Source organism: Mycobacterium sp. 852002-51971_SCH5477799-a, from assembly GCF_001667145.1.
Lineage (GTDB): Bacteria > Actinomycetota > Actinomycetes > Mycobacteriales > Mycobacteriaceae > Mycobacterium.
On record NZ_LZIF01000083.1, the window covers coordinates 137,424 to 163,605 of the forward strand.

26 protein-coding genes are annotated in these 26,182 nt (G+C 68.8%); 8 read left to right on the forward strand and 18 right to left on the reverse strand.

Translation table 11 applies throughout. The annotated features are described in order from the left end of the window. Positions 1-4 precede the first annotated feature (4 nt). From A5753_RS11105 to pgsA, 4 genes are all read right to left on the reverse strand, one after another. Positions 5-835: a hypothetical protein gene (locus A5753_RS11105; protein ID WP_067127092.1), complete on the reverse strand. Its 831-nt coding sequence runs from the start codon at positions 833-835 to the stop codon at positions 5-7. Then, positions 825-1,652 (reverse strand): phage shock protein PspA, encoded by an 828-nt coding sequence (pspA, locus tag A5753_RS11110; protein WP_067127094.1) that lies wholly within the window; start codon positions 1,650-1,652, stop codon positions 825-827. Before pspA ends, A5753_RS11105 begins: the two co-directional genes overlap by 11 nt. A gap of 133 nt (positions 1,653-1,785) precedes the next feature. After that, positions 1,786-2,100, reverse strand: a complete 315-nt coding sequence (locus A5753_RS11115) for a helix-turn-helix domain-containing protein (RefSeq protein ID WP_067127097.1) — start codon at positions 2,098-2,100, stop codon at positions 1,786-1,788. 116 nt (positions 2,101-2,216) lie between these two features. Continuing rightward, positions 2,217-2,807: a CDP-diacylglycerol--glycerol-3-phosphate 3-phosphatidyltransferase gene (gene pgsA, locus A5753_RS11120; RefSeq protein ID WP_082971272.1), complete on the reverse strand. Its 591-nt coding sequence runs from the start codon at positions 2,805-2,807 to the stop codon at positions 2,217-2,219. Between the two features lie 38 nt (positions 2,808-2,845). On the opposite strand from pgsA, the gene A5753_RS11125 reads away from it, so the two are divergent. Further along, positions 2,846-3,379, forward strand: a complete 534-nt coding sequence (locus A5753_RS11125) for an amino-acid N-acetyltransferase (protein ID WP_067127103.1) — start codon at positions 2,846-2,848, stop codon at positions 3,377-3,379. Positions 3,380-3,479: 100 nt separating this feature from the next. On the opposite strand, the gene A5753_RS11130 is transcribed toward A5753_RS11125, so the two are convergent. Then, entirely contained in the window at positions 3,480-5,981 is a 2,502-nt protein-coding gene (locus tag A5753_RS11130) for a DNA translocase FtsK (protein WP_197694657.1), read from the reverse strand. A 168-nt stretch (positions 5,982-6,149) separates the two neighbouring features. Here A5753_RS11130 and A5753_RS11135 point away from each other — a divergent pair, with 168 nt between their 5' ends. Genes A5753_RS11135 through A5753_RS11145 form a run of 3 tightly spaced genes read left to right on the forward strand, consistent with a single transcriptional unit; the run spans position 6,150 to position 8,172 of the window. Further along, positions 6,150-6,464: a putative quinol monooxygenase gene (locus A5753_RS11135; RefSeq protein ID WP_067127109.1), complete on the forward strand. Its 315-nt coding sequence runs from the start codon at positions 6,150-6,152 to the stop codon at positions 6,462-6,464. After that, positions 6,464-7,294 (forward strand): mycofactocin-coupled SDR family oxidoreductase, encoded by an 831-nt coding sequence (locus A5753_RS11140; protein ID WP_067127111.1) that lies wholly within the window; start codon positions 6,464-6,466, stop codon positions 7,292-7,294. Before A5753_RS11135 ends, A5753_RS11140 begins: the two co-directional genes overlap by 1 nt. A 5-nt stretch (positions 7,295-7,299) precedes the next feature. Next, the gene (locus tag A5753_RS11145) at positions 7,300-8,172 is read left to right on the forward strand and encodes an SAM-dependent methyltransferase (protein ID WP_082971273.1); all 873 of its coding nucleotides are present in this window, start codon (positions 7,300-7,302) and stop codon (positions 8,170-8,172) included. 100 nt (positions 8,173-8,272) lie between these two features. Here A5753_RS11145 and A5753_RS11150 read toward each other — a convergent pair whose 3' ends face one another. The 7 genes from A5753_RS11150 to A5753_RS11180 all read right to left on the reverse strand — a co-directional run bounded on the left by A5753_RS11150 (position 8,273) and on the right by A5753_RS11180 (position 15,204). Continuing rightward, positions 8,273-9,949, reverse strand: coding sequence for a ribonuclease J (locus A5753_RS11150; protein ID WP_067127115.1), 1,677 nt, complete (start codon positions 9,947-9,949; stop codon positions 8,273-8,275). 19 nt (positions 9,950-9,968) lie between these two features. Next, positions 9,969-10,871 carry a 4-hydroxy-tetrahydrodipicolinate synthase gene (gene dapA / locus A5753_RS11155; RefSeq protein WP_067127117.1) on the reverse strand — a complete coding sequence of 301 codons (903 nt, stop codon included), beginning with the start codon at positions 10,869-10,871 and terminating at the stop codon, positions 9,969-9,971. Positions 10,872-10,931: 60 nt separating this feature from the next. After that, entirely contained in the window at positions 10,932-11,684 is a 753-nt protein-coding gene (gene thyX / locus A5753_RS11160; RefSeq protein ID WP_067127321.1) for an FAD-dependent thymidylate synthase, read from the reverse strand. 99 nt (positions 11,685-11,783) lie between these two features. Next, positions 11,784-13,007, reverse strand: coding sequence for a winged helix-turn-helix domain-containing protein (locus tag A5753_RS11165; RefSeq protein ID WP_067127119.1), 1,224 nt, complete (start codon positions 13,005-13,007; stop codon positions 11,784-11,786). Between the two features lie 36 nt (positions 13,008-13,043). Continuing rightward, entirely contained in the window at positions 13,044-13,715 is a 672-nt protein-coding gene (locus A5753_RS11170; RefSeq protein ID WP_067127122.1) for a cell division protein DivIVA, read from the reverse strand. Positions 13,716-13,823: 108 nt separating this feature from the next. After that, the gene (locus tag A5753_RS11175; RefSeq protein ID WP_067127125.1) at positions 13,824-14,342 is read right to left on the reverse strand and encodes a dihydrofolate reductase; all 519 of its coding nucleotides are present in this window, start codon (positions 14,340-14,342) and stop codon (positions 13,824-13,826) included. Between the two features lie 61 nt (positions 14,343-14,403). Then, positions 14,404-15,204, reverse strand: coding sequence for a thymidylate synthase (locus tag A5753_RS11180; protein ID WP_067127128.1), 801 nt, complete (start codon positions 15,202-15,204; stop codon positions 14,404-14,406). A 98-nt stretch (positions 15,205-15,302) separates the two neighbouring features. Here A5753_RS11180 and A5753_RS11185 point away from each other — a divergent pair, with 98 nt between their 5' ends. After that, on the forward strand, positions 15,303-16,052 hold the full coding sequence (locus A5753_RS11185) for a dienelactone hydrolase family protein (RefSeq protein WP_067127131.1): 750 nt from the start codon (positions 15,303-15,305) through the stop codon (positions 16,050-16,052). A gap of 3 nt (positions 16,053-16,055) precedes the next feature. On the opposite strand, the gene A5753_RS11190 is transcribed toward A5753_RS11185, so the two are convergent. Genes A5753_RS11190 through A5753_RS11200 form a run of 3 tightly spaced genes read right to left on the reverse strand, consistent with a single transcriptional unit; the run spans position 16,056 to position 19,125 of the window. Beyond that, complete coding sequence (locus tag A5753_RS11190) at positions 16,056-17,159, reverse strand: acyl-CoA dehydrogenase family protein (protein WP_067127134.1); 1,104 nt, start codon at positions 17,157-17,159, stop codon at positions 16,056-16,058. After that, a complete protein-coding gene (locus tag A5753_RS11195; RefSeq protein WP_067127136.1) occupies positions 17,156-18,346 on the reverse strand; it encodes an acyl-CoA dehydrogenase family protein in 1,191 nt (396 codons plus the stop codon). Before A5753_RS11195 ends, A5753_RS11190 begins: the two co-directional genes overlap by 4 nt. Beyond that, positions 18,343-19,125 carry an SDR family oxidoreductase gene (locus A5753_RS11200; RefSeq protein WP_067127139.1) on the reverse strand — a complete coding sequence of 261 codons (783 nt, stop codon included), beginning with the start codon at positions 19,123-19,125 and terminating at the stop codon, positions 18,343-18,345. The genes A5753_RS11195 and A5753_RS11200 overlap by 4 nt, the downstream gene beginning before the upstream one ends. Before the next feature lie 134 nt (positions 19,126-19,259). Between A5753_RS11200 and A5753_RS11205 the strand changes: the two genes are divergently transcribed. Then, positions 19,260-19,580: a PE-PGRS family protein gene (locus A5753_RS11205; RefSeq protein ID WP_067127142.1), complete on the forward strand. Its 321-nt coding sequence runs from the start codon at positions 19,260-19,262 to the stop codon at positions 19,578-19,580. 12 nt (positions 19,581-19,592) lie between these two features. On the opposite strand, the gene A5753_RS11210 is transcribed toward A5753_RS11205, so the two are convergent. Together A5753_RS11210 and A5753_RS11215 are read right to left on the reverse strand one after the other, a co-directional pair. Beyond that, complete coding sequence (locus tag A5753_RS11210) at positions 19,593-22,820, reverse strand: carboxyl transferase domain-containing protein (protein ID WP_067127145.1); 3,228 nt, start codon at positions 22,818-22,820, stop codon at positions 19,593-19,595. Then, positions 22,817-24,340, reverse strand: a complete 1,524-nt coding sequence (locus tag A5753_RS11215; RefSeq protein WP_067127147.1) for a class I adenylate-forming enzyme family protein — start codon at positions 24,338-24,340, stop codon at positions 22,817-22,819. The genes A5753_RS11210 and A5753_RS11215 overlap by 4 nt, the downstream gene beginning before the upstream one ends. Before the next feature lie 46 nt (positions 24,341-24,386). On the opposite strand from A5753_RS11215, the gene A5753_RS11220 reads away from it, so the two are divergent. Both A5753_RS11220 and A5753_RS11225 read left to right on the forward strand, forming a co-directional pair. Beyond that, positions 24,387-25,220, forward strand: coding sequence for a thioesterase family protein (locus A5753_RS11220; protein ID WP_197694658.1), 834 nt, complete (start codon positions 24,387-24,389; stop codon positions 25,218-25,220). Between the two features lie 45 nt (positions 25,221-25,265). Next, positions 25,266-25,757 (forward strand): hypothetical protein, encoded by a 492-nt coding sequence (locus tag A5753_RS11225; protein ID WP_067127150.1) that lies wholly within the window; start codon positions 25,266-25,268, stop codon positions 25,755-25,757. Here the strand turns inward: A5753_RS11225 and A5753_RS11230 are convergent. Further along, positions 25,754-26,155 carry a flavodoxin family protein gene (locus A5753_RS11230; protein WP_197694664.1) on the reverse strand — a complete coding sequence of 134 codons (402 nt, stop codon included), beginning with the start codon at positions 26,153-26,155 and terminating at the stop codon, positions 25,754-25,756. The two genes, A5753_RS11225 and A5753_RS11230, sit on opposite strands and share 4 nt — an antisense overlap. Positions 26,156-26,182 lie beyond the last annotated feature (27 nt).

A 26,182-nucleotide genomic window follows, 5' to 3' on the forward strand; every position in this document is an offset into this window, starting at 1 on the left:
AAGGCTAGCCTGTCCCGCGTAATCCGCCGAGTTCGTCGAACGCCTGCGCCCAACCGACCAGGCGATCCGTCGCGTCGGCCAGCTCGGCGCGATACTGCTGCGACGCGGCCATTCCGTCGCCTTGCGCCGAGGACACCAATTGCGCTGCCGCGGTGACCATTTCGTTGTATTGGCGGACACCGGCGGACAGCTGCGCGGTGAACGCGTTGATGGTGGGCACCAGATACGACCGCGATTGCTCACTGGCCTGCGCCGCCCGTTCCATCGACACGACCTGCGCGGCGGTGGACGCCATCGCCGCCGAGGTCCTGGCGGCGGCCGCGGTCAGGTCGCGGATCTCCGCGGCCGGCAACATCGCGCCCCGCTCGATCACGGCCACCAACGACGTGAAGCCACGCTCCGAGGCGCCCAGCGCGTACATCGCCGGGCGCGCCGCCGAACCCGGCGGCGGCAGCCGGCGTGCGCCGGCGGTCCGGGGTGTCGGCAACGGCTCGGACCGCAGCCAGCGATAGCGCAGCAGCAACAGCGTCGCCGGGATGGCCAGGAAAACCGCCACGCCCCCGGTGATTTCCAGCAGCAATGCGAACCAGCCCCAGGCCGCGAGCAGCATGGTCACCGCCGCCCAGAACACGCATCCGGCGCTGAAGATCAGGCCCCACCGCAGCGCTCGGCGACGGCGGCGCAGCTGGCGTGCGCGCGGATCCGCGACCGCGCTGATCCGGCGGGCCACCAGGTCGGAAAGGTCGGCGGCGGTGGCCAGCCCGCGGTGCAGCAGCGCGCGCCACGGACCGGGCCGCGACGCTTTCACCGCAACGACACTTCGACTACTGGCCAAGCGGCTTCTCGGTGACCGGGCCGCCCGCGCTTTCCGCGGGCGCAGGAGTGGGCGGGGTGGTCCCCGCGGCCGGCGTCCCACCGGTCGGCAAGGCCTCCCCGCGCATCGAGGCGCGGATCTGCTCGAGCCGGGAATGGCCGGCCATCTGGACGCCGGCCTGCTGGACCTCGAGCATCCGGCCCTGCACCGAACCCTGCGCGAGCTCGGCGGCCCCGATCGCGTTGGCATACCGCCGCTCGATCTTGTCGCGCACCTCTTCGAGGCTGGGGACGTTGCCGGGGGCGGCGAGATCGCTCATCGACTGCAGCGAAGCGCTCACCTGCTCCTGCATCTTGGCCTGCTCGAGCTGGCTGAGCAGCTTGGTGCGCTCGGCGATCTTCTGCTGCAGCACCATGGCGTTCTGCTCAACCGCCTTCTTGGCCTGCGCGGCCGCGCCCAGTGCCTGGTCGTGCAGCGTTTTGAGGTCTTCGACGCTCTGCTCGGCGGTCACCAGCTGGGCGGCGAACGCCTCCGCGGCGTTGTTGTATTCGGTGGCCTTCGCGGCGTCACCGGACGCGGTCGCCTGATCGGCCAGCGTCAACGCCTGACGGACGTTGACCTGCAGCTTCTCCACGTCCGCCAGCTGACGGTTCAGCCGCATCTCCAGTTGCCGCTGGTTGCCGATGACCTGCGCGGCCTGCTGCGTCAGCGCCTGATGCGTGCGTTGCGCTTCCTCGATGGCCTGCTGGATCTGGACTTTGGGGTCGGCGTGCTCGTCGATCTTGGCGTTGAACAGCGCCGCAAGGTACTTCCACGCCTTGACGAACGGATTGGCCATGAGTTAGCTCCACCTTCGCTTCTGAGGATCCGGATGGTCCCCGGATGGGCCGCAACGGGCTCTGCGTCTGTCGCTCAATTTAACGGGTCGGCGCCGATCGCCCCACCCCTTACACGGGATCGGTGTCCGCCGCTCAGGCCAGCGCCAACGACCCAACCGGCGGAATGACGACCTTGATGCTGGTGCTGGCCGCCCCGTCCGCGGGCGCACGCTCCCCGCTGGCCATCCGCTCGCCGGCGTGGATGAGGACCGACGACAACGGGACGTCCAGCGCGTCGCAGATCGCGTTCAGCAGCTCGCTGGACGGCTCCTTGCGGCCGCGCTCCACCTCGGACAGGTATCCGAGGCTCACCCGCGCCGAATCGGACACCTCGCGCAGCGTCCTGCCCTGTGTCGTGCGGGCCTCGCGCAGCACGTCGCCGATGACCTCGCGCACCAATGGCGGCATCCCGCCCTCCTTCGTCCACTCGGCCCTGCGCGGCACGTACTCAGCTTGCCTCCGGCAGGGGCTCATTAGGTGAACGCGGCCGGCGGTGGTCTGGTTCCCGATCGCTGCCGCCGGAATCAGCCGGGCGTGCGGCGCACTTCCCGGACGGTCGAGACGACGTAGTCGATCCCCGTGATGACGGTGAGCACGATCGCCGCGGCCATCACCACCGCCGCGGCCACCCGGAACGGTCCCGCCAGGGGCAGCACGAACAATCCGATGGCCAGCACCTGCACCACGGTCTTGAGTTTGCCGCCCCAACTGGCCGGAATGACACCGCGACGAATGACGGCCAGCCGCAGCACGGTGACCCCGAATTCGCGGGCCAGGATCAGCACCGTGACCCACCACGGCAGTTCACCGAGCATCGACAGCCCGATCAGCGCCGACCCCACCAGCGTCTTGTCCGCGATCGGATCGACGAACGCGCCGAATTCGGTCGCCATGCCGTAGTTGCGGGCCAGCAGGCCGTCCAGCCGATCGGTGATGCAGGCGGCCGCGAAAATCACGAAAGCCACCACCCGGAAACCGTTTTGGTGGCCGTCCCCGGCGAACAGGGCGAGCAGGAAAATCGGCACCAGGACGAGCCGCAACAGGGTCAGCGTGTTGGCCAGGTTGGCGATGTTTGCGCGGCCTGCCGCCGGACCCGTCTGCGGCTGCCCCGACACGGCAACAGAATAACCGTTGACCAGCGCACCCGTTCGCGATGTCGATACTGTTAGCCGTGAGCAGAAGTCCGAAGCGCCCTCGGCCGCTCATTCGGCGCGCGCGAACCTCCGACGTGCCGGCCATCAAACACTTGGTCGACACCTATGCGGGAAAGATCCTGCTGGAGAAGAACCTCGTGACGTTGTATGAGGCCGTTCAGGAATTCTGGGTGGCCGAGCACGAGGGCCAGGTGGTCGGCTGCGGCGCGCTGCACGTGTTGTGGTCGGACCTCGGCGAGGTGCGCACCGTCGCGGTCAGCCCGGCGCTGACCGGCCACGGTATCGGCCACGCGATCGTCGACCGGCTGCTGGAAGTCGCCCGCGAGCTGCAGTTGAAGCGGCTGTTCGTGCTGACGTTCGAAACCGAGTTCTTCGCCAGGCATGGATTCACCGAGATCGAAGGCACGCCGGTCACCGCCGAGGTGTTCGAGGAGATGTGCCGCTCCTACGACATCGGTGTCGCCGAATTTCTGGACCTCAGCTACGTCAAACCGAACATCCTCGGCAACTCGCGGATGCTGCTGAGGCTGTGAGGCTTTGACGCGCCGAGCGTGAACTGGCGGCGGGATTCGGGCCAGTTTTTCGCCTTGTGTTCACGCTCGGCGCTGGTCCCGATGGCGACCACGTTCACAGCTAGTCTTCGGCGTCGCCGCCGTCGGCGTTCGCGCCGCCCCGGATCAACGCCAGCGTGCCGGCCAGCTCGTCGGGCTTGATCAACACCTCGCGTGCCTTGGAGCCCTCCGAGGGCCCGACGATGCCGCGGGTCTCCATCAGGTCCATCAGCCGGCCGGCCTTGGCGAAGCCGACGCGCAGCTTGCGCTGCAGCATCGACGTGGAGCCGAACTGGCTGGACACCACCAACTCGACGGCCTGCAGGAACACGTCCATGTCGTCGCCGATGTCGGGGTCGACGTCCGTGCGCTCGCCGGTCGGCTTGGCGTTGGTGACGCCCTCGGTGTACTCGGGTTCGGCCTGGTCCTTGCAGGCGGTGACGACGGCCTGGATCTCCTCGTCGGTGATGTACGCGCCCTGCAGCCGGATCGGCTTGCCCGCGCCCATCGGCAGAAACAGGCCGTCACCCATGCCGATCAGCTTTTCGGCGCCGGCCTGGTCCAGGATGACGCGGCTGTCGGTCAGCGACGACGTGGCGAACGCCAGCCGGGACGGGACGTTGGTCTTGATCAGACCGGTGACCACGTCCACCGACGGGCGCTGAGTGGCCAGCACCAGGTGAATGCCGGCGGCCCGGGCCTTTTGGGTGATGCGCACGATGGCGTCCTCGACGTCGCGCGGTGCCGTCATCATCAGGTCGGCCAGCTCGTCGACGATCGCCACCACATAGGGGTAGGGCCGGTATTCGCGCTGACTGCCCAGCGGCGCGGTGATGATGCCGGCGCGGACCTTCTCGTTGAAGTCGTCGATGTGCCGCACCCGGGACGCCTGCATGTCCTGGTAGCGCTGCTCCATCTCCTCGACCAGCCACGCCAGCGCGGCGGCCGCCTTCTTGGGCTGGGTGATGATCGGGGTGATCAGGTGCGGAATGCCTTCGTAGGGCGTGAGTTCCACCATCTTCGGGTCGATCAGGATCATCCTGACCTCTTCCGGGGTGGCGCGCGCCAGCAGCGACACCAGCATCGAGTTGACGAAGCTGGACTTACCGGATCCGGTGGAACCGGCCACCAGCAGGTGCGGCATCTTGGCCAGGTTTGCCGAGATGAAATCGCCCTCGATGTCCTTGCCGAGCCCGATCACCAGCGGGTGGTGGTCGCGCCGGGTCGATGGGGCGGTGAGCACGTCGGCCAGCCGCACCATTTCCCGGTCGGTGTTGGGCACCTCGATGCCCACGGCCGACTTGCCGGGGATCGGGGCCAGCATCCGCACGCTCTCGGTGGCCACCGCGTACGCGATGTTCTTCTGCAGCGCGGTGATCTTCTCGACCTTCACGCCGGGCCCCAGCTCGACCTCGTACCGGGTGACGGTCGGCCCGCGGGTGCAGCCGGTCACGGCGGCGTCGACCTTGAACTGGGTCAGCACCTCGGTGATGGCGTCGGCCATGACGTTGTTGGCCGCGCTGCGCTTCTTGGGCGGATCGCCCGCCACCAGCAGGTTCAGCGACGGCAGCGTGTAGGGGCCCTCGACGATCCGGTCGAGTTCCACGGTGTCGTGCTTGCCCGCCGACCGGCCGCGCTTGCGGCCCCGCGAGGCCTGCGGGGCGGGCTGCACGGCGGGTTCGGGCACGGTCGGAATGTCGTCCTGCAGCGCGGCCTGGGCATCGTCGTCCGGCGACCACGCCGGCGGCTCTGGGACGGGAGACGCGTCGTCGTAGTTGTCGTCGCGGTCCGCTTCGGTGTCATCGTCGAACTCGTCGGCGTAGTCGTACGGTTCGTCGTCGCCGACCAGCCGGGTACCGAACATGGCGCGAACCACGTCGGGCACCTCCCGGATGGTGGTTCCGGTCAGCAGCAACAGGCCGAACATGAACCCGATGAACAACAGCGGCGCGGCGATCCAGGGCGTGAGCCCGTCCGAGAGCGGCCCGCCGATGGCGAAGCCGATGAAACCGGCCGCGCGGCGGCGCGCTTCCGGGTCCCCCGGCGAGCCCGACCACAGATGGCGCAGGCCGAGAACCGACAGCGTGATCAGGCTGGTGCCCAGGATCAGCCGGGGGCGCACATTCGGGTTGGGCTCGGTGCGCATCAGGGTCACCGCCACCGCGGCGGTGGCCACCGGCAGCGCCAGCACACCCGCGCCGATGAAGGTTCGCAGCAGCGTGTCGACCCACGTGCCGACCGGCCCGGCGGCGTGAAACCACGAGCTCGCGGCGACCACCACGGAAAAGCCCAGCAACAGCAGCGCGATGCCATCGCGGCGATGCCCGGGATCGATGTCGTGGGCTCGCCCGATCGACCGGGCCGCGCCGCCGGTCCCCCGGGCGGCCATCAACCAGATGGCGCGCACAGCGCGACCGCAGGTCAGCCCGGCGCCGACCAGCGGCGCGTGCTCACGCCGCCTGGCGGGCTTGCTGATTTTCTTGCGGGGCGCCGCCGGGCGCGCGCCCCGGGACCCGCTCGCGCGCGAAGTGGTCTTTGACCTGCTCGTTCGGCTTCTGGAGCGGGCGGCGGTCTTACTGGGCATGACGGCAAGGGTAGTCGCAACGGCATCATCTACACCACCCGCCACACTGGTTACCGTCCGGCCGCGTCAGGCATGGTGCGACCCGGGCGCCATATCGCGTGAGTAGGGTGACATTCGGTTGCGAGAAGTCGTGCTCGTCACCCACCGCCAGCGCCCAGGAGGCCATCAATGCCCGTCGTCGTCGTCGCCACCATGACTGTCAAACCCGAGTCGGTCGACACGGTTCGCGACATCCTCACGCGGGCGGTCGAAGAAGTGCACGACGAGCCGGGCTGCCAGTTGTACTCGCTGCACCAGTCGGACGAGACCTTTGTCTTCGTCGAGCAGTGGGCCGACGCCGAGGCGCTCAAGGCGCACAGCACCGCGCCGGCGGTCACCAAGATGTTCACCGCGGCCGGCGAGCACCTGGTCGGCGCCCCCGACATCAAGATGCTGCAGCCCGTCTCGGCGGGCGATCCGGCCAAAGGACAGTTGCGGCCCTGATGGCTCGCTCGCCAGAAGGCCCCCTGAAGGGCAAAGTCGCGTTCATCACCGGCGCCGCGCGCGGGCAGGGCCGCGCGCACGCGGTGCGGTTGGCCGCCGACGGCGCCGACATCATCGCCGTCGATCTGTGCGATCAGATCGCCAGCGTGCCCTACTCGCTGGCCACGCCCGACGATCTGGCCGCCACCGTGAAGCTGGTCGAAGACACCGGCGCGCGCATCGTGGCCGCTCGTGGCGACGTCCGTGACCGCGAATCCCTGGCGGCCGCATTGCAGGCGGGCCTCGACGAGTTCGGCCGGCTGGACATCGTGGTGGCCAACGCCGGGATCGCGCCCATGCAATCCGGTGACGACGGCTGGCACGACGTCATCGACGTCAACCTCACCGGCGTCTACCACACCATCAAGGTCGCGATACCCACGATGGTCAAACAGGGCACCGGCGGGTCGATCGTGCTGATCAGTTCGAGCGCCGGGCTGGCCGGGGTCGGCAGCCCGGACGCCGGTTCCGTCGGCTACGCCGCCGCCAAGCACGGGGTGGTCGGGCTGATGCGCGTCTACGCGAATCTACTTGCCGGGCAGATGATTCGGGTGAATTCGATTCACCCGTCCGGCGTCGAGACTCCAATGATCAACAACGAGTTCACCCGGGAGTGGCTGGCCAAGATGGCCGCCGCGACGGACACGCCGGGCGCCATGGGCAACGCCATGCCGGTGGAGGTGCTCGACGTCGAGGACATCGCGAACGCGGTGGCGTGGCTGGTGTCCGATCAGGCGCGCTACATCACCGGGGTTACCCTGCCCGTCGACGCGGGATTCCTGAACAAGTAACCGTCATGGCACGAAACCTGGTCGCGCAGACAGCATTTGGCCCGATGGTGCTGGCCGCCGTCGAGCAGAACGAGCCGCCCGGCCGCCGCCTGGTCGACGACGACTTCGCCGAACTCTTCCTGCCCGCGCCGCTGCGCTGGCTCGTCGGGACGACCCGGTTCGCGCCCATTCGCCGCCTGATGATCCGCGGCTCGGAGTTCACCGGCCCGGGATTGTGGGCGAACCTGGCCTGCCGCAAGCGTTTCATCGCCGACAAGCTCCAGGAATCACTCGACGGCATCAACGCCGTCGTCATCCTCGGAGCCGGCCTGGACACCCGCCCCTACCAGTTGACGAGGCGGGTCCGCATCCCGGTGTTCGAGGTCGATCTGCCCGTTAACGTCGCGCGGAAACTCAAGACGGTGCGCCGGGTGCTCGGCGAACCGCCGCTGTCGGTTCGGTTGGTGGCGTTGAACCTCGAGCATGACGACCTGCTCACCTCGCTCGCCGAGCACGGTTACCGCACCGACTACCGGGCGTTCTTCATCTGCGAAGGCGTCACCCAATACCTCACCGAAGCGACCGTGCGGCGCACGCTGGACGGGCTGCGCGCCACCGCGCCCGGCAGCCGATTGGTGTTCACCTACGTCCGTCGCGATTTCATCGACGGCACCAACCGGTATGGCACCCGCACGCTGTACCGCAACGTGCGCCAGCGGCGGCAACTGTGGCATTTCGGCCTGCAGCCCGACGGCGTCGCGGCGTTCCTCGGCGAATACGGCTGGCGGCTGCTGGAGCAGGCCGGTCCCGATGAGCTCGTCCAGCGCTATGTCGACCCCACCGGCCGAAAACTCAAAGCGTCGCAACTGGAGTGGTCGGCCTACGCCGAGAAGATCTGAGTGCAGGGTCCTGCCTGACACTTAAACGTCTGCGACGACACGCCGGCCATCACCGCAATGGTTTAAGTTTCGCGCGTCGGCCTACGCTGAGAGATCGTCGCTAGACCTCGATGACGGTCGGCACGATCATCGGCTGCCTACGGTAGGCTTCGCCCACCCACTTGCCGACGGTGCGCCGCACGCCCTGGGCAATGCGGCTCGGATCGGTGATGTTCTCGGCTGCAAGCGCTTCCAGCTCGGCCTCCACCCTGCGCACGGCGGGCTCCAGCGCCTTGGGATCCTCGGAGAATCCGCGCGAGTGCAGCTGCGGCGGGGCGACCGGACGCCCGGTACCGCGCGCGACCACCACGGTCACCGCCACGAAACCCGAGGACAGAATGAGCCGCTCGCCCAGGGTGATGTCGCCGACGTCGCCGTTGATTAGTCCGTCGACGAACATCTTGCCGACCGGCACCGCGCCCGCGATCGAGGCCTTGCCCGCGACCAGGTCCACGCTCACCCCGTTCTCGGCCAACAGGATTGATTCCTCCGGCACACCGGTGCGGGCCGCCAGCTTGGCGTTGGCCCGCAGCATGCGCCACGTTCCGTGCACGGGCATGACGTGACGCGGCCGAATCCCGTTGTACAGGAACAACAGTTCTCCCGCGTACGCGTGGCCCGAAACATGCACGCGGGCTTGGGCATTGGTGACAACGCGGGCCCCGATCTTGGCGAGCTCGTCGATGACGCCGTAAACCGCTTCCTCGTTGCCCGGGATCAGCGACGACGCCAACACGACGAGGTCACCCGCGGTCAGCGTGATGCTGCGGTGCTCGCCACGCGACATCCGCGACAACGCCGACATCGGTTCGCCCTGGGTGCCGGTGGTGATCAGCACCACCTTCTCGGCCGGCATCATCTCGGCGGCGCCGATGTCGATCACGTCCGAGTCGGCCACCCGCAGGAATCCGAGTTCCCGGGCGATCCCCATGTTGCGCACCATCGATCGGCCGACGAACGATACCCGCCGGCCCAAAGCGACTGCGGCATCGATGATTTGCTGCACCCGATCCACGTTGGAGGCGAAACACGCCACGATGACCCGGCCGTCGGCGCCGCGGATCAAACGGTGCAGCGTCGGGCCCACTTCGCTTTCCGACGGCCCGACGCCTGGATGCTCGGAATTGGTTGAGTCGCACAGAAACAGGTCCACCCCGGCGTCGCCGAGCCGCGACATGCCGGGCAGGTCGGTCGGGCGGCCGTCCAGGGCAAGCTGGTCGAGCTTGATGTCGCCGGTGTGCAGGATCGTCCCCGCCCCGGTGCGCACGGCGATCGCCAGCGCGTCGGGGATGGAGTGGTTGACGGCGAAGTACTGGCATTCGAACACGCCGTGACTGCTCTTCTGGCCCTCGGCCACCTCGACGAACACCGGCTTGAGGCGGTGCTCGCGGCACTTCGCGGCGACCAGTGCCAGCGTGAACTTCGAACCGACCACCGGGATGTCGGGGCGCAGCTTGAGCAGGAACGGAATGCCGCCGATGTGGTCCTCGTGGGCGTGGGTTAGCACCAGCGCCTCGATGTCGTCGAGCCGGTCGGAGATGTGCCGCAGATCCGGCAGGATCAGATCGACCCCAGGCTCGTCGTGGGTGGGGAACATCACGCCGCAGTCGATGATCAACAGCTTGCCCAGGTGCTCGAAAACGGTCATGTTACGGCCGATTTCGCTGATGCCACCCAAAGCAGTGACCCGCAACCCTCCTGTGGCCAAGGGGCCTGGCGGGGCGAGATCTACATCCACTTCTCGGAAACTCCTCGGGTCACCGCAGCACCGAGGCCGCTCGCATGTCGGCGGCCAACGCGTCGAGTTGCTCTGGCGTCGCGGGCATTTGCGGCAACCGCGGATCGCCGACATCGATGCCCTGCAGGCGCAGGCCAGCCTTGGACATCGTCACACCGCCCAGGCGGGCCATCGCGTCGCACAGCGGCGCGACGGCGGCGTTGATCTTGCGGGCGGTGGCGACGTCTCCGGAGCCGAAGGCGGACAACATCTCCCGCAGCTGCCCGGTCGCGACGTGAGAAATCACGCTGATGAATCCGGTGGCGCCCATGGCCAGCCACGGCAGGTTCAGCGCATCGTCGCCGGAGTAGTAGGCCAGGCCCGTCTCGGCGATGATCTGGCCACCGCTGTGCAGGTCGGCCTTAGCGTCCTTGATTCCGACGATGTTCGGGTGGGCCGCCAGCGCACGGATGGTCTCGGGCTGGATCGGTATCACCGAACGCGGCGGGATGTCGTAGAGCAGCACCGGCAGCTCGGTCGCGTCCGCGACCGTGGTGAAGTGGGCGATCAGGCCGCTCTGGGGCGGCTTGGAGTAGTACGGCGTGACCACCAACAGCCCGTGGGCGCCCTCGGCCGCGCAGGCCTGGGCCAGCCGGACGCTGTGGGCGGTGTCATAGGTGCCCGCGCCGGCGATGACGCGGGCCCGGTCGCCCACCGCCTCCAGCACGACGCGCAGCAGCTCGCGCTTCTCGTCGTCGGTGGTGGTCGGGGACTCGCCGGTGGTGCCGGAGATCACCAGCCCGTCGCAGCCGGCGTCGATCAGGTGGTTGGCCAGCTGGGCGGCCGCGGTGGTGTCGACGGAGCCGTCGCCGCGAAACGGCGTGACCATTGCGGTCAGCAGGGTCCCCAACCGCGCTGGGGCGTCGAATCCGACCGTGCTCACGCTGCTAGGTTACCTGGACCCGGCAAGGTGTTTAGCATCCGCGTTGCGCGCCGGCGCGCATCAGGCTTCGGTCGCCAGTGGGCTGGTCGCGACCTCCGTGCCGTCGGCCAGGGTGGCGATCTCGAAGTCGGCGAACACCGCCGGCGCCACGGCCGTCAGCTGGCGCAGGCACTCAACGGCGAGCCGCCGGATTTCCACGTCGGCGTGCTCGCTGGCGCGCATCGCGATGAAGTGGCGCCACGCCCGGTAGTTGCCGGTCACGACGATGCGGGTTTCGGTCGCGTTGGGCAGCACGGAGCGGGCGGCCTGGCGGGCCTGCTTGCGACGCAACACCGCATTCGGTTGGTCGGCGAACTTCGCCTCCAGCTTCGCCAGCAACTCGGTGTAGGTGGCGCGGCCGGCGTCCGCGGCGGCGGCCAGGATCCGCTGCAGTTCCGGATCGTCTTCCATGCCCGGGGGCACGACGACGTGTGATTCCTTTTCGGGGACGTAGCGCTGTGACAGCTGCGAATAGGAGAAGTGCCGATGCCGAATCAGCTCGTGGGTGCACGATCGCGAGATGCCGGTGATGTAGAACGACACACTCGCGTGTTCGAGCACCGAGAAGTGGCCGACGTCGATGATGTGCTTGATGTAGCCGGCGTTGGTCGCGGTCTTGGGGTTGGGTTTCGACCAGCTCTGGTAGCAGGCCCGGCCGGCGAACTCAACCAGCGCGGGGCCGCCGTCGGCGTCGGTGCCCCACGGCACGTCGGCGGGCGCCAAGAAGTCGGTCTTGGCGATCAGTTGCACGCGCAGCGGCGCGATCTCGGCCACGGCGCTCACCTTAAGGCGTGCCGGACGGGTCGGCCCCCCTGACCCGCACCTTGCCGCATACCGGCAACGGCAGCAACGCAGATGGACATCGACGCGACATCAGCTGATCAACTTGACCGCCGTGCGCAGCTCGCCCGACAGATCACCGCGGTCGGTGACGCTGACTCCGCCCAGGCCCAGCCACGACGCCATGGACTCCAGTTCACCGGCCAGCGCCGCGGCGATGCGGGGCTTGGGCGCACCGGGCTCGCCGAATGCACCGAGGACCCGCAACGAGTCAGCGGCGCGGTCGGCCTTGAGGTCCACCCGCGCCACCAATCGCCCGTCCATGAGCAGCGGCCACACGTAGTAGCCGTACTGCCGCTTGGCGGCGGGGGTGTAAATCTCAATGCGGTAATGGAATTCGAAGAGCCGCTCGACGCGTGGGCGGAAGAAGATGAGCGGGTCGAACGGGCACAGCAGCGCGGTGCCGCGGTCGGTGCGGGGCACCGTGCGCCCGGCACGCAGGTAGGCCGGTGCGGACCAGCCGTCGACGTCGACCGGCTCGATGTCGCCGACGGCCACCAATGCGGCGATCGCCGGCTTGATCTGCTGGGCCGACAGCCGAAAGTAGTCGCGGATGTCGGCCTCGGTGCCCACGCCCAGCGCGGTGGCGGCCCGCAGCGCGAGTTCGCGGATCGCCTCGTCGTCGTCGACCTCGCGGGCCAGGACGCCGGCCGGCAGCACCCGTTCCACCAGGTCGTAGTGGCGAGCGAAGCCCACCCGGGTGGCGGTGGTGAGGATCCCGGCGGAGAACAGCGCCTCGGCCACCCATTTGGTGTCGCTGCGGCTGCCCCACCAGCTGCCTCTGGGCCCGCGCGGTTCGGCTTCCAGATGCGCTTCGATCTGCCCGGCGGTGCTGGGCCCGAGCTCGGCGATGGCGGCGACGATCTTGTCGGCAAGTTCCGGGTTGGCCTTGACGATGTGGGTGCGCCACCGGCCATGGGAGTACTGGCGCATCCGCCAGCGCAGCAGCGGCCAGTCCTCGACAGCCATCAGTGCTGCCTCATGCGCCCAGTACTCCGCCAGCAGCCGCGACGATCGGGGCCCCCAGGCGGCCCGGTCGAGCACGCCACGGTCGTAGGGGCCGAGCCGGCTGAACACCGGAGCGTAGTGTGCGCGCACCGCCACCGAGACCGAATCCAGTTGCAGCACTTGGATCCTGGAAATCAGCCGCTTCAGGTGTGCCCGGCTGATCTCACCATTGGGCCGAGGTTCGCTAAATCCTTGGGCCGCAACGGCTATCCGCCGGGCTTGGGCGGCCGATAGCCTGCGGGTCGACACGGTGCCGAGAATACCGGTCGTGTCCGACGTGTTGCGTTACGACGGTGAGCCCGCGCCGACTTTCTCGTCCAACCGCACCACGGAGTCGGCGTCGGGCGAATTCTTTTGCTCTTCGTAGGCCGCATCGAGGGCGTCCGGAACCGTTTTCAGGTCGCGGTAGACGCCCATCAGTTGCTCGAGGATCCGGATCCGCTGCCGACTCGCGTCGTCCACGGCCCGGCGGGCCTCGTCTCGATCCCGGTCGGCCCTCTCCTTCGCCTCGGCGAGGAGCCGCTCACGCGCCTGCTCGGCGTCTTCGCGCAGGCTGGCCAGTTCGGCCTCGAGCTTTTCCTTGGTCTTTTGGTATTCGGCTTCCATGGCTTCCCGCTGCGCGGCCATGTCCGCCAACATCTGCTCACGCTTCCGCTGTGTTTCTTCGGCCTCGGCCTCGGCCGCGGCGATCAGCGCGTCCGCTTCTGCTCGCGCCTCGGCCTGCATCTCGGCCACCTCGTCGACGGCGCGGCTCAGCATTTTCGCTAACCGTTGCTGCACCGCGCGCGGCGACGGCGACGTGTCCGTCAGTGCGGCCACTTCCTTGCGCAGCGCGGCCGTTTGATCGCCGGATTCCTGCAGCCGGGCCCGTAGGCTCTCGACGTCGTCAAGCAGCAGCTGCTGCTTGGTGGTCAGCATCTCGATGTGGGCATCGACCGCGGTCGCGTCGTAGCCCATGAATTTGCGAGAGAACGTCCTGGGTTCGGGTGTCACTGCCAATTCCCCCTCCTAATGCAAACGCTTGGTTGACCCTGTACGACCGACCCCGGGTCCGAGTATGTCAGGTCACGCCGTGGGCGCGATCGGGTGCGCGGCGCTGCGACGGTAGCTGTGGAAGCGATACCGCAGGCCCGAGCGGCTGGCCTGCCACTCCCCCGTTTCGCCCACCCAAGTGTCGTCCAGCGTCGGTGCCAGCGCATCGTCGTCGTCGCGTCGCAAATCGATTTCGATCTCGGTGACCTCGCAGCGGGTGGCGTAGGGCAGCGCCAGCAAATAGATCTGTTCGCCGCCGATGACCCACGTCTCGGAGTCGCCCTTGGCAAGGGCGTTCTCCAGGGTGCCGACCACCTGCGCCCCGTCGGCGACGAAGCCGGTGTCGCGGGACAGGACGACATTGCGCCGGCCCGGCAGGGGGCGCACCTTCGCAGGTAACGAATCCCAGGTCCGCCGGCCCATGATCACCGGGTGTCCGATGGTCACCTCTTTGAACCGGAGGAGATCCTCCGGCACGTTCCAGGGGATGTCGCCACCGCGCCCGATGACGCCGGAGGTCGACTGAGCCCACACCAGGCCCACCTCGGTCATACGCGCTACTCCTTGATCCCGGCTTGCAGGCCGCCCGAGCGGGCATCGTCGCCGGCGCGCTTCATACAGCGACTGGGGCTTTGATCGCCGGATGGGGGTCGTAGTTCTTCACGACGACGTCGTCGTAGGTGTAATCGAAAATCGAATCCCGGGCGCCCAGAACGAGTTCGGGGTATGGCCGGGGGTCGCGGCTCAGCTGCAGCCGCACCTGCTCGACATGGTTGTCGTAGATGTGGCAGTCCCCGCCCGTCCACACGAACTCACCGACAGCGAGGCCGGACTGGGCCGCCATCATGTGCGTCAGCAGCGCGTAGCTGGCGATGTTGAAGGGCACACCCAAAAACAGGTCGGCGCTGCGCTGATAGAGCTGGCAGCTCAGCCGCCCGTCGGCCACGTAGAACTGGAAGAACGCGTGACACGGCGGCAGCGCCATCCGCGGTATTTCGCCGACATTCCAGGCCGACACGATGATGCGCCGCGAGTCGGGGTCGGTGCGCAACAGGTTCAGGGCCGCGCTGATCTGATCGACGTGCTCGCCCGACGGCGTCGGCCAAGACCGCCATTGCACACCGTAGATCGGCCCGAGATCGCCTGTGCTGCTTGCCCATTCGTCCCAGATCGTAACTCCGTGCTCGTGCAGCCAGGCGACGTTGGAATCGCCGCGCAGGAACCACAGCAATTCGTAGATCACCGACTTCAGGTGCACCTTCTTGGTGGTGAGCAGCGGGAACCCGGCCGACAGGTCATAGCGCAGCTGCTGGCCGAACAGGCTGCGGGTCCCGGTGCCGGTGCGGTCGGATTTGGCCGTTCCCTGGTCGAGCACCAAGCGGAGCAAGTCCTCGTAGGGGGTCGGGATCGGCACGCCGCAAGCTTAGCGGCGATCGCAACCGCGGCGTGGCCGGGCGCGGCGGGTCGGCGCCGAATAATTCGGGTCTAGCCGCGCGGAGTAGAACGGGTGCCATGCCGAACATCATCGACACCATCACCACACCCGATGGCACCTGCACGGTGCACCTGTTCACCCCCGATGGCCCGGAATCGCAAGTCCCGTGGCCCGCGGTGGTCATGTATCCCGACGCCGGCGGCGTGCGCGACACGTTCGAGCAGATGGCCGCCAAGCTGGCCGCGTTCGGTTACGCGGTGCTGCTTCCGGATGTGTACTACCGCACCGCGGACTGGGCGCCGTTCGACATGGCGACGGTCTTCAGCGACCCGAAAGAACGCGGACGCCTGTTCTCGATGATCGGCAGCGTCACCCCGGACCGGATGGCGGCCGACGCCCGCGCGTTCTTCGACTATCTGGCCGCCCGCCCCGAGGTGGCCGGCGAGCGATTCGGGGTGTGCGGCTACTGCATGGGCGGCCGGACGTCCCTCATGGTGGCCGGGCGGGTGCCCGACCGGGTGGCCGCGGCGGCGTCCTTCCATGGCGGCGGCCTGGTGACCGACACCGACGACAGCCCGCACCTACTCGCGGACCGGATGACCGCCACGGTGTACGTGGGCGGCGCCAAGGACGACGCGTCGTTCACCGCCGATCACGCCGAACAGCTCGACAAAGCGCTGACGGCGGCCGGTGTCGAGCACACCACCGAGTGGTATCCGGCCGGCCACGGATTCGCGGTTCCGGACAACGCGCCCTACGACGCTGCGGCGGCCGAGCGGCACTGGGAAGCGATGACGGAGGTGTTCGCTTCGGCGCTACCGCGCTAGCCGTCAGAACGCCGGCAGGTCCACCAGCTCGGCCAGCCGAGCGCGGTGGCGGTAGGCGGTGCCGAATGCCAGCTGGTCGCTCTTGGCCCGCTTGAGATACAGGTGCGCCGGATATTCCCAGGTCATTCCTATGCCGCCGTGCAGCTGCACGCACTCTTCGGCGGCATGCACGGCGACCTCCCCGCAGTAGGCCTGGGCGATCGCCGCCGCCGCGTCCGCATCTTCCGCGCCCCGGGCGCACGTGTCGGCCGCATAGCGCGCCGCGGCGGCCGCAGCGCCCACCTCGAACCACAGATCCGCCAAGCGGTGCTTGACGGCCTGGTAGGAGCCGATCGTGCGGCCGAACTGCCTGCGTTGCCTGACGTACTCCAGTGTGGTGTCAAAGCACCATTGGGCGACCCCGAGTTGCTCGGACGCCAGCAGGGCCGCCGAAGTGCGGATCGCTTCGGTGACCGGCTCGTCACCCGCTCCGACAACCGATGACGGAGATCCCGAAAACGACACGGCGGCAAGGGGTCTGGTCATATCCAGCGCGAGTAGTGGTGATATCTGCACGCCCGCGGCGTCGCGGGCGACGGTGTGTAACTCGAGCCCGTCGCGCCCGGTGACCGGAACCACCAGCACATCGGCGGCGTCGGCACCGGCCACGCTGGTGACCGACCCCCTCAGCCCGTCGGCGTCGGCGCGCACCCCGCTGATCGGGTCGCCCGGTGCGTTCGACAGCGGGACCACCAGCGCCGCCGTCAGCTCGCCCTGGGCCAGGCCCGGCAGGGTTGCGGTGTCACCGGCTCGCAGCAGCACGATCGTGGCGAGGACCGCGCTGGACAGAAACGGAACCGGGGCGACCGCCCGGCCGATTTCCTCCATGACCACGGCGGCCTCGCGGACGGTCGCGTCGGCTCCGCCCAGGGACTCCGGAACCAGCAGGCCGGCCGCGCCCAGTTCGGTGGCCAGCGTGTGCCACACGCCCGAAAAGTCCTGTGGTTGCGGGTCGTAGAGGCGCGTCACCGATTCGGGCGGGCACCGCTCGGCGAAGAGCTGACGGACGCCGGCCCGCAAAGCCTCTTCGGTGTCGGAATACAGCAGGTCGGCGGTGTGCGGGCTCATCGGGGGAGGTCCTTCCAGGCGGCCTCTTTGTCGACGCGGTGTTCGCCCGGCAGGCCGAGGATCCGTTCGGAAATGGTGTTGCGCAGGATTTCCGACGTACCGCCCTCGATCGAATTGCCGCGCGCGCGCAGGTAGCGGTAGCCGGGCCCGCGACCGACCAGGTCGACCGTCTCGGGCCTGCGCATGGTCCAGTCATCGTAGAGCAGCGCCGCTTCGCCGTGCAGCTCGATCTCGAAGCCCGAAATCGCTTGTGCCAGTTTGGCGAACGCTACCTTCATGCCGGCTCCTTCCGGGCCGGGCTGACCGGTGGCCGCCTGTTGCCGCAACCGTTCACCGGCCAGCCGGAGGATCTCCGCCTCAACCCACAGCCGCATCAGCTGATCGTGCATTGCGGGGTTGCGCAGCGCCGGCTCGTCGCGCCAGGCCGCGGTGACTTTGCCGATATGGCCACCCTCTCGGGGCGCGCCGGCGCGCGACCCGATGGCGACGCGTTCGTTGTTGAGGGTCGTAGTGGCGACGCGCCAGCCACCGCCCTCCGGGCCGAGCCGATTCGCATCGGGCACCCGGACATCGGTGAGGAACACTTCGTTGAATTCCGCCTCGCCGGTGATCTGGCGCAACGGCCGGATTTCGACGCCCGGTTGCGTCATGTCGCAGAGAAAATAAGTCAGGCCATGGTGTTTGGGCACGGACGGATCGGTCCGGGCGACCAGGATGGCCATCTGCGCGTGCTGCGCCTGCGACGTCCACACCTTCTGCCCGTTGACAATCCAGTCGTCACCGTCGCGCACCGCACGGGTGGCCACCCCGGCCAGGTCCGATCCGGCGCCCGGCTCGCTGAACAGCTGGCAGTAGATCTGCTCACCGGTGAACAACGGGCGCAGGAACTTTCGCTTCTGCTCGTCGGTGCCGAACGCCGCGATCGTCGGCGCCGCCATGCCCATGCCGATGTAATTCTTGGGGGTGCCGCCCACCGGCGCACCGGCGGCGGCCAGCCGCGCATCGACGCGCTCCTGAGCGGTGCGCGGCAGGTCCAGCCCGCCGAAACCGTGCGGTAGGTGCACCCAGGCCAGGCCCGCATCGTATTGCGCGCCAAGGAAATCCCGCGCCTCGCTGGTGGCCGGATCGTGCTCGTCGAGCAGTGCCTGAACCCGCGTGTCCAGGTCGGCAGCATCGACGGCGGTCATTGCCCGCCGCCCGGCGCGGATTGGAATCCCTGTGCGGCGCCGAGCAGCAGGCCACCGTCGATCACCATGGTCTCGCCGGTGATCCAGCTCGCCGCGTCGGAAACCAGGAAGGCGACGGCCGCGGCCACGTCGACCGGCTCCCCGATGCGCCCGAGCGCGATCGACGACGCCAGCGGGTCCTCGTGGTCCTTCCACAGCGCCTCGGCGAGGCGGGTGCGCACCACACCCGGGCAAATCGCGTTGACCCTGACGCGCGGCGAGAGTTCCAGCGCCAGTTGCTTGGTGACGTGGATCAGCGCCGCCTTGGTGGCGTTGTACATGCCCATCGCCGGCGATTGATGCATGCCGCCGATGGAGGCCGTGTTGACGATCGCCCCGCCGTGCTCGCCCATCCACGACTTGACGACGAGCGAAGTCCACAGCAGCGGCGCCCACAGGTTGACGTCGAAGATCTTGGTGAAACGGGCGTGATCCTGGTCGATCAGCGGACCGTAGGCCGGGTTGGTTCCGGCGTTGTTGATCAGGATGTCGACGCCGCCGAAGCGCTCCAGCGTGAGCTCGACGCAGCGCCGCGCCGCGTCCTCGTCGACCGCGTGGGCGCCCACCCCGAGGGCCTGCTGCCCCACCTGGGCGGCGGCCTCGTCGGCGGCCTCCTGCTTGCGCGCGGTGAGCACCACATTGGCGCCCGCGGCCGCCAGCTGCTGGGCTATCGAGAGGCCGATTCCGCGCGACGCGCCGGTGATGATCGCGGTGCGGCCGGTCAGATCTTGTGAGGTCATGGTGTCAGGCCTTCCGTCGCGGTCAGAGCCGCCGTGCGGCAGCGCAGACGTGGTTTGCTGCCGAATTTTATTCACGATGTTTTGGACATGTGTTGAGGTGGTATGCCACCCGCATGTTATCGAAATTGACACTCATGAAACCGCTGGTTGTTGCCGGTGCCGTCGCTGCGGCCATCGCCGCCGCGCCCGCGGCCGCTGCTGACGTCTACGTCGGCGGACCGGCCGCTGCGCCCACGCATGTGACCTTCAAGGACGACCCGGGCGGCGGCGGCTGCGACGCGAACGGAAACTGCGGCTCGGGCGGCCAGTTCAACGGCCCCGGCGGCGGTCCGGGTGGCCAGGGCTGCGTCCCGGGCGTCGGCTGCGGCTCCGGTGGGCAGAACGCGGGTCCGGGCGGCATTCCGGGCGGACAAGGCTGTCTGCCGGGCGTCGGCTGCGGCAGCGGCCACGCCTAGTCGCTAAACCCTTCAGCCTCCCGAGAGCCTGGTGATCCAGGCCCGGGAGGTTGCTGGGTCTATGACGTCGTCCAGCTCGAATGTGGTGGCCGACCGCAGCGCCTTCCCGTGCTCGTAGGCCGCGGCCACCAGGCGATCGAACAGGCTTTGCCGTTCCGCGGGATCGTCGACGGCGGCCAGCTCCTTGCTGAAGCCGAGGCGCACGGCGCCTTCCAGGCCCATGCCGCCGATCTCTCCGGTCGGCCACGCGACCGTGAAGTGCGGCGCGCGGAATGAGCCGCCGGCCATCGCCATCGCGCCGAGCCCATATCCCTTGCGCAAGATGATCATTCCCAGCGGCACCGTCAGCCGCGCGCCCAGGACGAACATCCGGCCGAAACGGCGAACGGCCGCTTCCTTTTCCGCGTCGGGCCCGACCATGAAGCCCGGGGTGTCGCACAGCGAGATCACCGGCAACCCGAACGATTCGCACAACGCCAGGAAATCGCCGGTCTTGTCGGCGGCCTCGGCATCGATTGCGCCACCCAGGTGATGGGTGCTGTTGGCGATCAATCCGTACGGCACTCCTTCGACGCGCACCAGCGCGGTGACGATTCCCACCCCGTAATCCGGACGCAGCTCCAACACCGATCCGACGTCGACGATCGCCTCGATCGCCCGGTGCACGTCGTAGGCGCGTAACCGGTCCTGCGGCACCACATGCCGGGCCAGCCGCGGATCGGGCGCCGCCCAGTCGCCCGCGCAGCCCTGAAAGTACGACAGGTATTGCTTGGCCAGGGCGACCGCATGCGCCTCATCGCGGGCGACCAGGCTGACCACGCCGTTGCGGCGCTGTACGCCGATCGGTCCGATCGCCTCGGGCGGGTACACGCCCAGGCCGCCACCCTCGATCATCGCCGGCCCGCCCATCCCGATGTTGGCGTCCGGCGTTGCGATGATCACGTCGCAAACCCCGGCCAGCGCGGCATTGCCGGCGAAGCATCGGCCCGAGACGACCGACACGAGCGGCACTTCCCCGCTCAGTCCCGCCAGCATCCGGAAGGTCGGGACGTCCAGCCCGGCGGCGCCACCGACGTCGGTATCTCCCGGCCGGCCCCCGCCACCCTCGGCAAAAAGCACCACCGGCAACCGCTTTCGCGCGGCGAGGTCGAACACGCGGTCGGTCTTGGCGTGGTTGCGCATGCCCTGCGTGCCGGCCAGCACGGTGTAGTCGTAGGACACCACGACGGCCTGCGCCGCCGCCGGGCCGAACCGGTCCGCGCCGATGGTGGCCAGGCCGGCGACCAGGCCGTCGGCCGGGGTGTTGACGATCAGGTCCGCCTCCGAGCGACGGCTGCGCTGCGCGGCAACGGCCAGCGCGCCGTATTCGACGAAGCTGTCGGGATCGACGAGGTCGGCGATGTTCTCCCGTGCGGTGCGCCGGCCTTGGTTGTGCCGCTTGGTGACCGCGGCCTGGCGACCCTGGTCTAGGGTGAGGGAATGGCGGTGCACGACCTCGTCGAGGTCGGCGCGCGGCCGGTCGAGATCCGTTGCTGCCAAGCTTGATTCGCCGTCTTCGGTACTTGCGGTGCGGGTGAAGACCAGCAGCGGATCTCCGGTGCCGACCACCTGGCCGGGCGTCACCAGGATCCGGACGGTCCGCAGCGCGGCCGGCGCGACGAGCACGTGCTGCATCTTCATCGCTTCCAGGACAACCAGCTGGCCACCCGCGGCGTATTCGGTACCCTCGGGCACCACTTCGACCACGGTGCCGGCGAGCTGGGCGCGCAGCGCGTCCTCGCCGGGATAAAGCTCGACCGCGGCCACCGGCGGTTCTTGCCGGTGGGACAGCGCGGCCCGGGCCAGTTCGGGGAGCTTTCCGTCGAGGAAACCGGTGCTCACCCAACCGGACTTGATCCGGTCGTCGCTCAGCAGCTCGCGCAGGAATCCGATGTTGGTGTGGACGCCCTCGATGCTGAACTCGGTCAGGGCGGTGCGGGCCTTGCGCACCGCCGCCCGCCAGGACGACCCGTGCACATTGACAATCAGCTTGGCCAGCAGCGAATCGTACTGGGGGTTTATCAGCAATCCGGCCCGGCCGTAGGTGTCGACACGCACGCCGGGACCGCTGGGCGGGGAGAACACCGTGAGGGTGCCCGCGGATCCGGCGACGGAGCAGTCGGGTCCGACGGTCTCCGCGTTGACCCTGAGTTGGATGGCGATGCCGCGGCGCGCGGCGGGCTCGCCGATGACTTCCGTGCCGTCGGAGGCGATTCCGGATGCCAGCCCCAGCTGGTAGAAGGATGCGCCGCCGGCGATGGCCACCTGGACGGCCACCAGGTCGAGCCCGGTGGTTTCCTCGGTGACGGTGTGCTCGACCTGGATTCGTGGGTTGACTTCGAGGAAGACGAACTGCTCGCCGGTGACCAGGAATTCGACCGTTGCCAGACCGCGCAGGCCCACGCGGGCGCACAACCGCGCCGCCGCCTCGTGCAGGGCTCGGCGCAGGTCATCCGAAAGCCCTTGCGCGGGCGCGATTTCGATAAGCTTCTGGTAGCGCCGCTGGATGCTGCAGTCGCGGTCGCCGACCGCGCGTGCGTGCGTCTGGTGGCCGGCCGGGGCGGCGACGACCTGCACCTCGATGTGGCGCGCGTCGGTGAGTAGCGCCTCGGCGAACAGCGCGGGATCGCCGAAGCCCAGCTGCGCCTCGGCGGCGCAGCGCTGATAGGCATCGTCGATCTGATCGGCGTTGTGCACCTGGCGCATACCACGTCCGCCGCCACCGGCGAGGGCCTTGATCATGATGCCGTCGCCGTGCTCGGCGAAGAATGCCCTGATGTCCTCGACGCTGCTGGCCCCCTCGGTCGCCGGCAGCACCGGCACCCCGGCGGCGATCGCGGCCCCGCGGGCCGACGTCTTGTTGCCGAGCAGCTCGAGCACCCGGGCGTCGGGACCCACGAACGTGTAGCCGCCCGTCGCGCAGGCGTCGGCGAATGCGGCGTTCTCGCTGAGGAATCCGTAACCGGGGTGAATCAAATCCGCAGCGGAGTTTTTCGCCGCGGCCAGCACGGCGGACTGGTCCAGGTAGGCACGCGGGCCTGCGCCCGGCAGGCCGATCGCCTCGTCCGCCGCGTGTACATGCGGGCTCTCCGCATCGTCCTCGGCATAGACGGCGATCGTGGGCATACCCAACTCGGTTGCGGTGCGGATGATTCGAAGGGCGATCTCGCCGCGGTTGGCGACCAGCAGGCTCGGGCTCATCGCAGCGGCTCTCCCCACTGGACCTGCTCGCGGAGTCCGGCCTTGAGCAGTTTGCCGCCGGCGTTGCGCGGCAGCACACTGTCTACCACCGTGACGTATTGCGGCACTTTGAAATCGGCCAGCTGGCTGCGGCAGTGGTCGAGCACCGCCGGCACGTCGATCTCGTCGTCGCCGCCGAACAGCACCGCCCCGACCTTCTCACCCATGACCTCGTCGGAGACCCCGAGCACACAGGCGTCGGCCACGTGCGGCGCCGCCAGCAGCACGGCCTCCACCTCGACGCTGGAGACGTTTTCACCACCGCGGTTGATGATGTCTTTGAGCCGGTCCACGATGTGTACCCGGCCCGCGTCGTCGACGCGCACCACGTCGCCGGTGTGCAGCCAGCCGTCCGCAAACGTCGTGGCGGTGGCCTCCGGCCGGTTCCAATAGCCGGTGGTCACATTGGCGCCCCGGGCCACCAACTCCCCCACGCCCGGATCGTCCCCGAACGGGATCACCCCCAGGTCCACCGACGGGACCGCGTAACCGACGGAGTCGGCGTGCTCGACGGCTTCGCTATCGGGCAGCACGGTCATCAGCGATGCCGTCTCCGTCATGCCATAGCCGTTGAACACCGTGGCCTGTGGGAACGCGTTCTTCACCGAGCGCACCAGCGACGGGGCGATCGGTGCACCTCCGTAGCCGACCCAACGCACATTCGACACATCGAGCGCGGCAAAGCCACTGTGTCGCAACAACAACGAGTAGACCGCCGGGACTGTGACCATGACCGAAACGCGCTCGGCGGTCAGCGTGTCGAGCAACGCATCCAGGTTGAGCGCGGGCATGATCACCGAGGCTCCCCCGAGCCGGGCGGCGGCCAGCAGCTGGGTGTTGCAACCCGTCACGTGGAACAGCGGCACCGAGATCAGCGTGCGCATCGCTTCGCCGAGATCCCGCGGCTGCTGCAGGCAGCGGATCGCGTTCTCGGTGTTGGTCAGGAACGCATCATGCGTGGTCGGCACGCCCTTGGGGTGGCCGGTGGTGCCCGACGTGTAGAACAGGGCTGCCGTGTCGGTGCGGCCGAGTTGCTCGGTGACGTATGGGCGCCCGTCGGGCAGCGCGGCGTCCGGCGCCAGGTCCACCTGCGCACCGGAGTCGGACAGGACGAACTCGACCTCGGGTCGCGCGGATCGCGTATTGACCGCCACCACAACGCCACCGGCCATCACGGTGCCCCAGAACGCCATCGCCCAGTCGATTCCGGCGGGGTAACGCACCGCGACGCGGTCGCCCGGCTGCAGGCCGTCCGCGCGCAGCCCACCGGCGACCTTCGCCGCGCGATCCCAGAGCTGCCGGTACGTCAGCCGCCCGGCGCCCAGCTCGACCAGGGCTTCGGCGTCGGGACGGGCGCCGACCTGTTCGGCGAGCATGTCCAGCAGGGTGGCGGGCAGCTCGTCGAAGCGCGGAATGCCGTCGCGGTCGCGTGAGACGCCGGTCAGCGGGAACGGGTTGCGGTCGCGTGGAATTTCGATCACAGCATGCCCGGTCCTTACTAAAATCCGGTGTCCTATCGTGATAGCGGTGACGATCGACGATTCCGCCATCATGCCCGAGGCGTTCTTCACTGTAGACGGCGACTCCTATGTTCCGGGCCAGATTACGCAAGGCCCGTGGGGCTCGGCGATGGGCGGCCAGATCGTCGGGGGCCTGTTGGGTTGGGGCATAGAGCAATCCGGCGTCGATCCGGACCTGCAGCCCGCCCGCTTCACGGTTGACTTGTTGCGCCCGGCCCTGATGGAGCCGGTGCAGATCCAGACCGCGGTGCTGCGCGAGGGCCGGCGCATCAAGCTGGTCGACGGCAGCCTGGTTCAGAACGGCACCGTCGTCGCCCGGGCCAGCGCGCTGTTCCTGCGCCGCGGTGAGCATCCCGGCGGGCAAGTGTGGTCGGCGCCGGTGCAGATGCCGCCGCCCCCGACATCCTCGGACGGCTGGGTAGAGCAGATGCCGTTTCTCATCTGGGGGTATGGCGCGACGCTGCAGGGCAGTCCGGGAATCGCGGCCGGCGAATGGGAGCAGACCCACTCCCAGAAGTTCGCCTGGGCGCGGCTGTTTCGCCCGATGGTGCACGGGCACCCGCTGACGCCGTTCACCCGCCTGGCCTTCGTCGGTGACATCACGAGTTCGCTCACCCATTGGGGCACCGGTGGATTGCGCTACATCAACGCCGACTACACCGTGACCGCGAGCCGCCTGCCCGACGGCGAATTCCTCGGGCTGGCCGCGCAGAGCCACTACGGCACGCCCGGGGTCGCCACCGGTGCCGCGACCCTGTTCGACCGGCATGGACCGATCGGTACCAGTTCGGCGCTGGCCCTGGCTCAACCGGCCGACGCCTTCAAACCGACCTACGCCTAGGCGAAGACTCTGGACTCACGAGCCGTTTCACGGGAGCCTTGAGTGGTGAGCCAGCGCCAAGGAGTCAATCGCCTCGCGGCGGCCGCCGTCTCCTTCCTCGGCTATACGGCGGTGATGCTCGTGCTGGAACGTCGCATGCGCCGCAGCGGCGGTCCGGGGATCGTCGCATTCGAGTTGGCCGGCAGTGCATCTCGGGCCGAAGACATCATGGCCCGGTGGGGCGGCGACGGTCAGCGGGCCGCGCGCCTATCGCTGTGGCTGGATTTCGGTTACATGGCAACCTACGGCATGTTGACGGCGCTACTCGTCGACCGCGCGCGCCGGCGCCGCGGCCACCCGGCCGGACTGCCCGCCGCAGTGCTCGTCGCCGTCGCCGGGGATGCGGCGGAGGGAGTTTCACTGCTGCGGGTGCTGCGCGGCACACGTATCGGCGTGCATGCGCGGCGCGCACAGGTCGCGGCGCTGATCAAGTTCGCCGTCCTCGTGGGGGCATTGGGATACGCCGTTACGGCATCAGGCCGTCCGGTCGCCGGCTAGACCATCAGCTGGGCAGCGACCGTCGCCCCGAGCTCCCAGCACGCTTGCAGCTCGTCCTTGCCGGGTTTTCCCGAAACCACCACCGTCGCTGCGGCTTTGGACCATCCCAGGCCCGTTGTGATGGTGTCCACGGCACGCTCGGCGCCTTCGGTGCCCTCGTTGCCGTGTAGGTACAGCCCGAACGGTCGCCCGCGAGTCGAGTCGAGCAGTTGGTAGTAGGCGCAGTCGAACGCGTGCTTGAGGGCACCCGAGATGTAGCCGAGGTTGGCCGGGGTGCCCAGCAGGTAGCCGTCGGCCTCCAGCATCTCGGCCGGCGAGACCGTCAGCGCCGGGCGCCGCAGCACCTCGACGCCTTCGATGTCGGGGTCCGTGGCGCCGGCGATCACGGCCTCGAACATCTCGTGGGTGTGCGGCGACGGGGTGTG

Excerpts from the sequence above, each read along its gene's own strand:
- A5753_RS11210 (WP_067127145.1), bottom strand. The coding sequence starts at position 22,820 with ATGAGCCCGAGCCTGCTGGTCGCCAACCGCGGCGAGATCGCCCTTCGA.
- pspA (WP_067127094.1), bottom strand. The coding sequence starts at position 1,652 with ATGGCCAATCCGTTCGTCAAGGCGTGGAAGTACCTTGCGGCGCTGTTC.
- A5753_RS11230 (WP_197694664.1), bottom strand. The coding sequence starts at position 26,155 with ATGTTCGAGGCCGTGATCGCCGGCGCCACGGACCCCGACATCGAAGGC.
- A5753_RS11130 (WP_197694657.1), bottom strand. The coding sequence starts at position 5,981 with ATGCCCAGTAAGACCGCCGCCCGCTCCAGAAGCCGAACGAGCAGGTCA.
- A5753_RS11205 (WP_067127142.1), top strand. The coding sequence starts at position 19,260 with ATGAAACCGCTGGTTGTTGCCGGTGCCGTCGCTGCGGCCATCGCCGCC.
- A5753_RS11175 (WP_067127125.1), bottom strand. The coding sequence starts at position 14,342 with ATGACCGAGGTGGGCCTGGTGTGGGCTCAGTCGACCTCCGGCGTCATC.
- A5753_RS11135 (WP_067127109.1), top strand. The coding sequence starts at position 6,150 with ATGCCCGTCGTCGTCGTCGCCACCATGACTGTCAAACCCGAGTCGGTC.
- A5753_RS11145 (WP_082971273.1), top strand. The coding sequence starts at position 7,300 with ATGGCACGAAACCTGGTCGCGCAGACAGCATTTGGCCCGATGGTGCTG.
- A5753_RS11140 (WP_067127111.1), top strand. The coding sequence starts at position 6,464 with ATGGCTCGCTCGCCAGAAGGCCCCCTGAAGGGCAAAGTCGCGTTCATC.
- A5753_RS11125 (WP_067127103.1), top strand. The coding sequence starts at position 2,846 with ATGTCGATACTGTTAGCCGTGAGCAGAAGTCCGAAGCGCCCTCGGCCG.
- A5753_RS11200 (WP_067127139.1), bottom strand. The coding sequence starts at position 19,125 with ATGACCTCACAAGATCTGACCGGCCGCACCGCGATCATCACCGGCGCG.
- A5753_RS11195 (WP_067127136.1), bottom strand. The coding sequence starts at position 18,346 with ATGACCGCCGTCGATGCTGCCGACCTGGACACGCGGGTTCAGGCACTG.
- A5753_RS11115 (WP_067127097.1), bottom strand. The coding sequence starts at position 2,100 with ATGCCGCCATTGGTGCGCGAGGTCATCGGCGACGTGCTGCGCGAGGCC.
- A5753_RS11190 (WP_067127134.1), bottom strand. The coding sequence starts at position 17,159 with ATGAGCCCGCACACCGCCGACCTGCTGTATTCCGACACCGAAGAGGCT.
- A5753_RS11185 (WP_067127131.1), top strand. The coding sequence starts at position 15,303 with ATGCCGAACATCATCGACACCATCACCACACCCGATGGCACCTGCACG.
- A5753_RS11170 (WP_067127122.1), bottom strand. The coding sequence starts at position 13,715 with ATGGGCTACGACGCGACCGCGGTCGATGCCCACATCGAGATGCTGACC.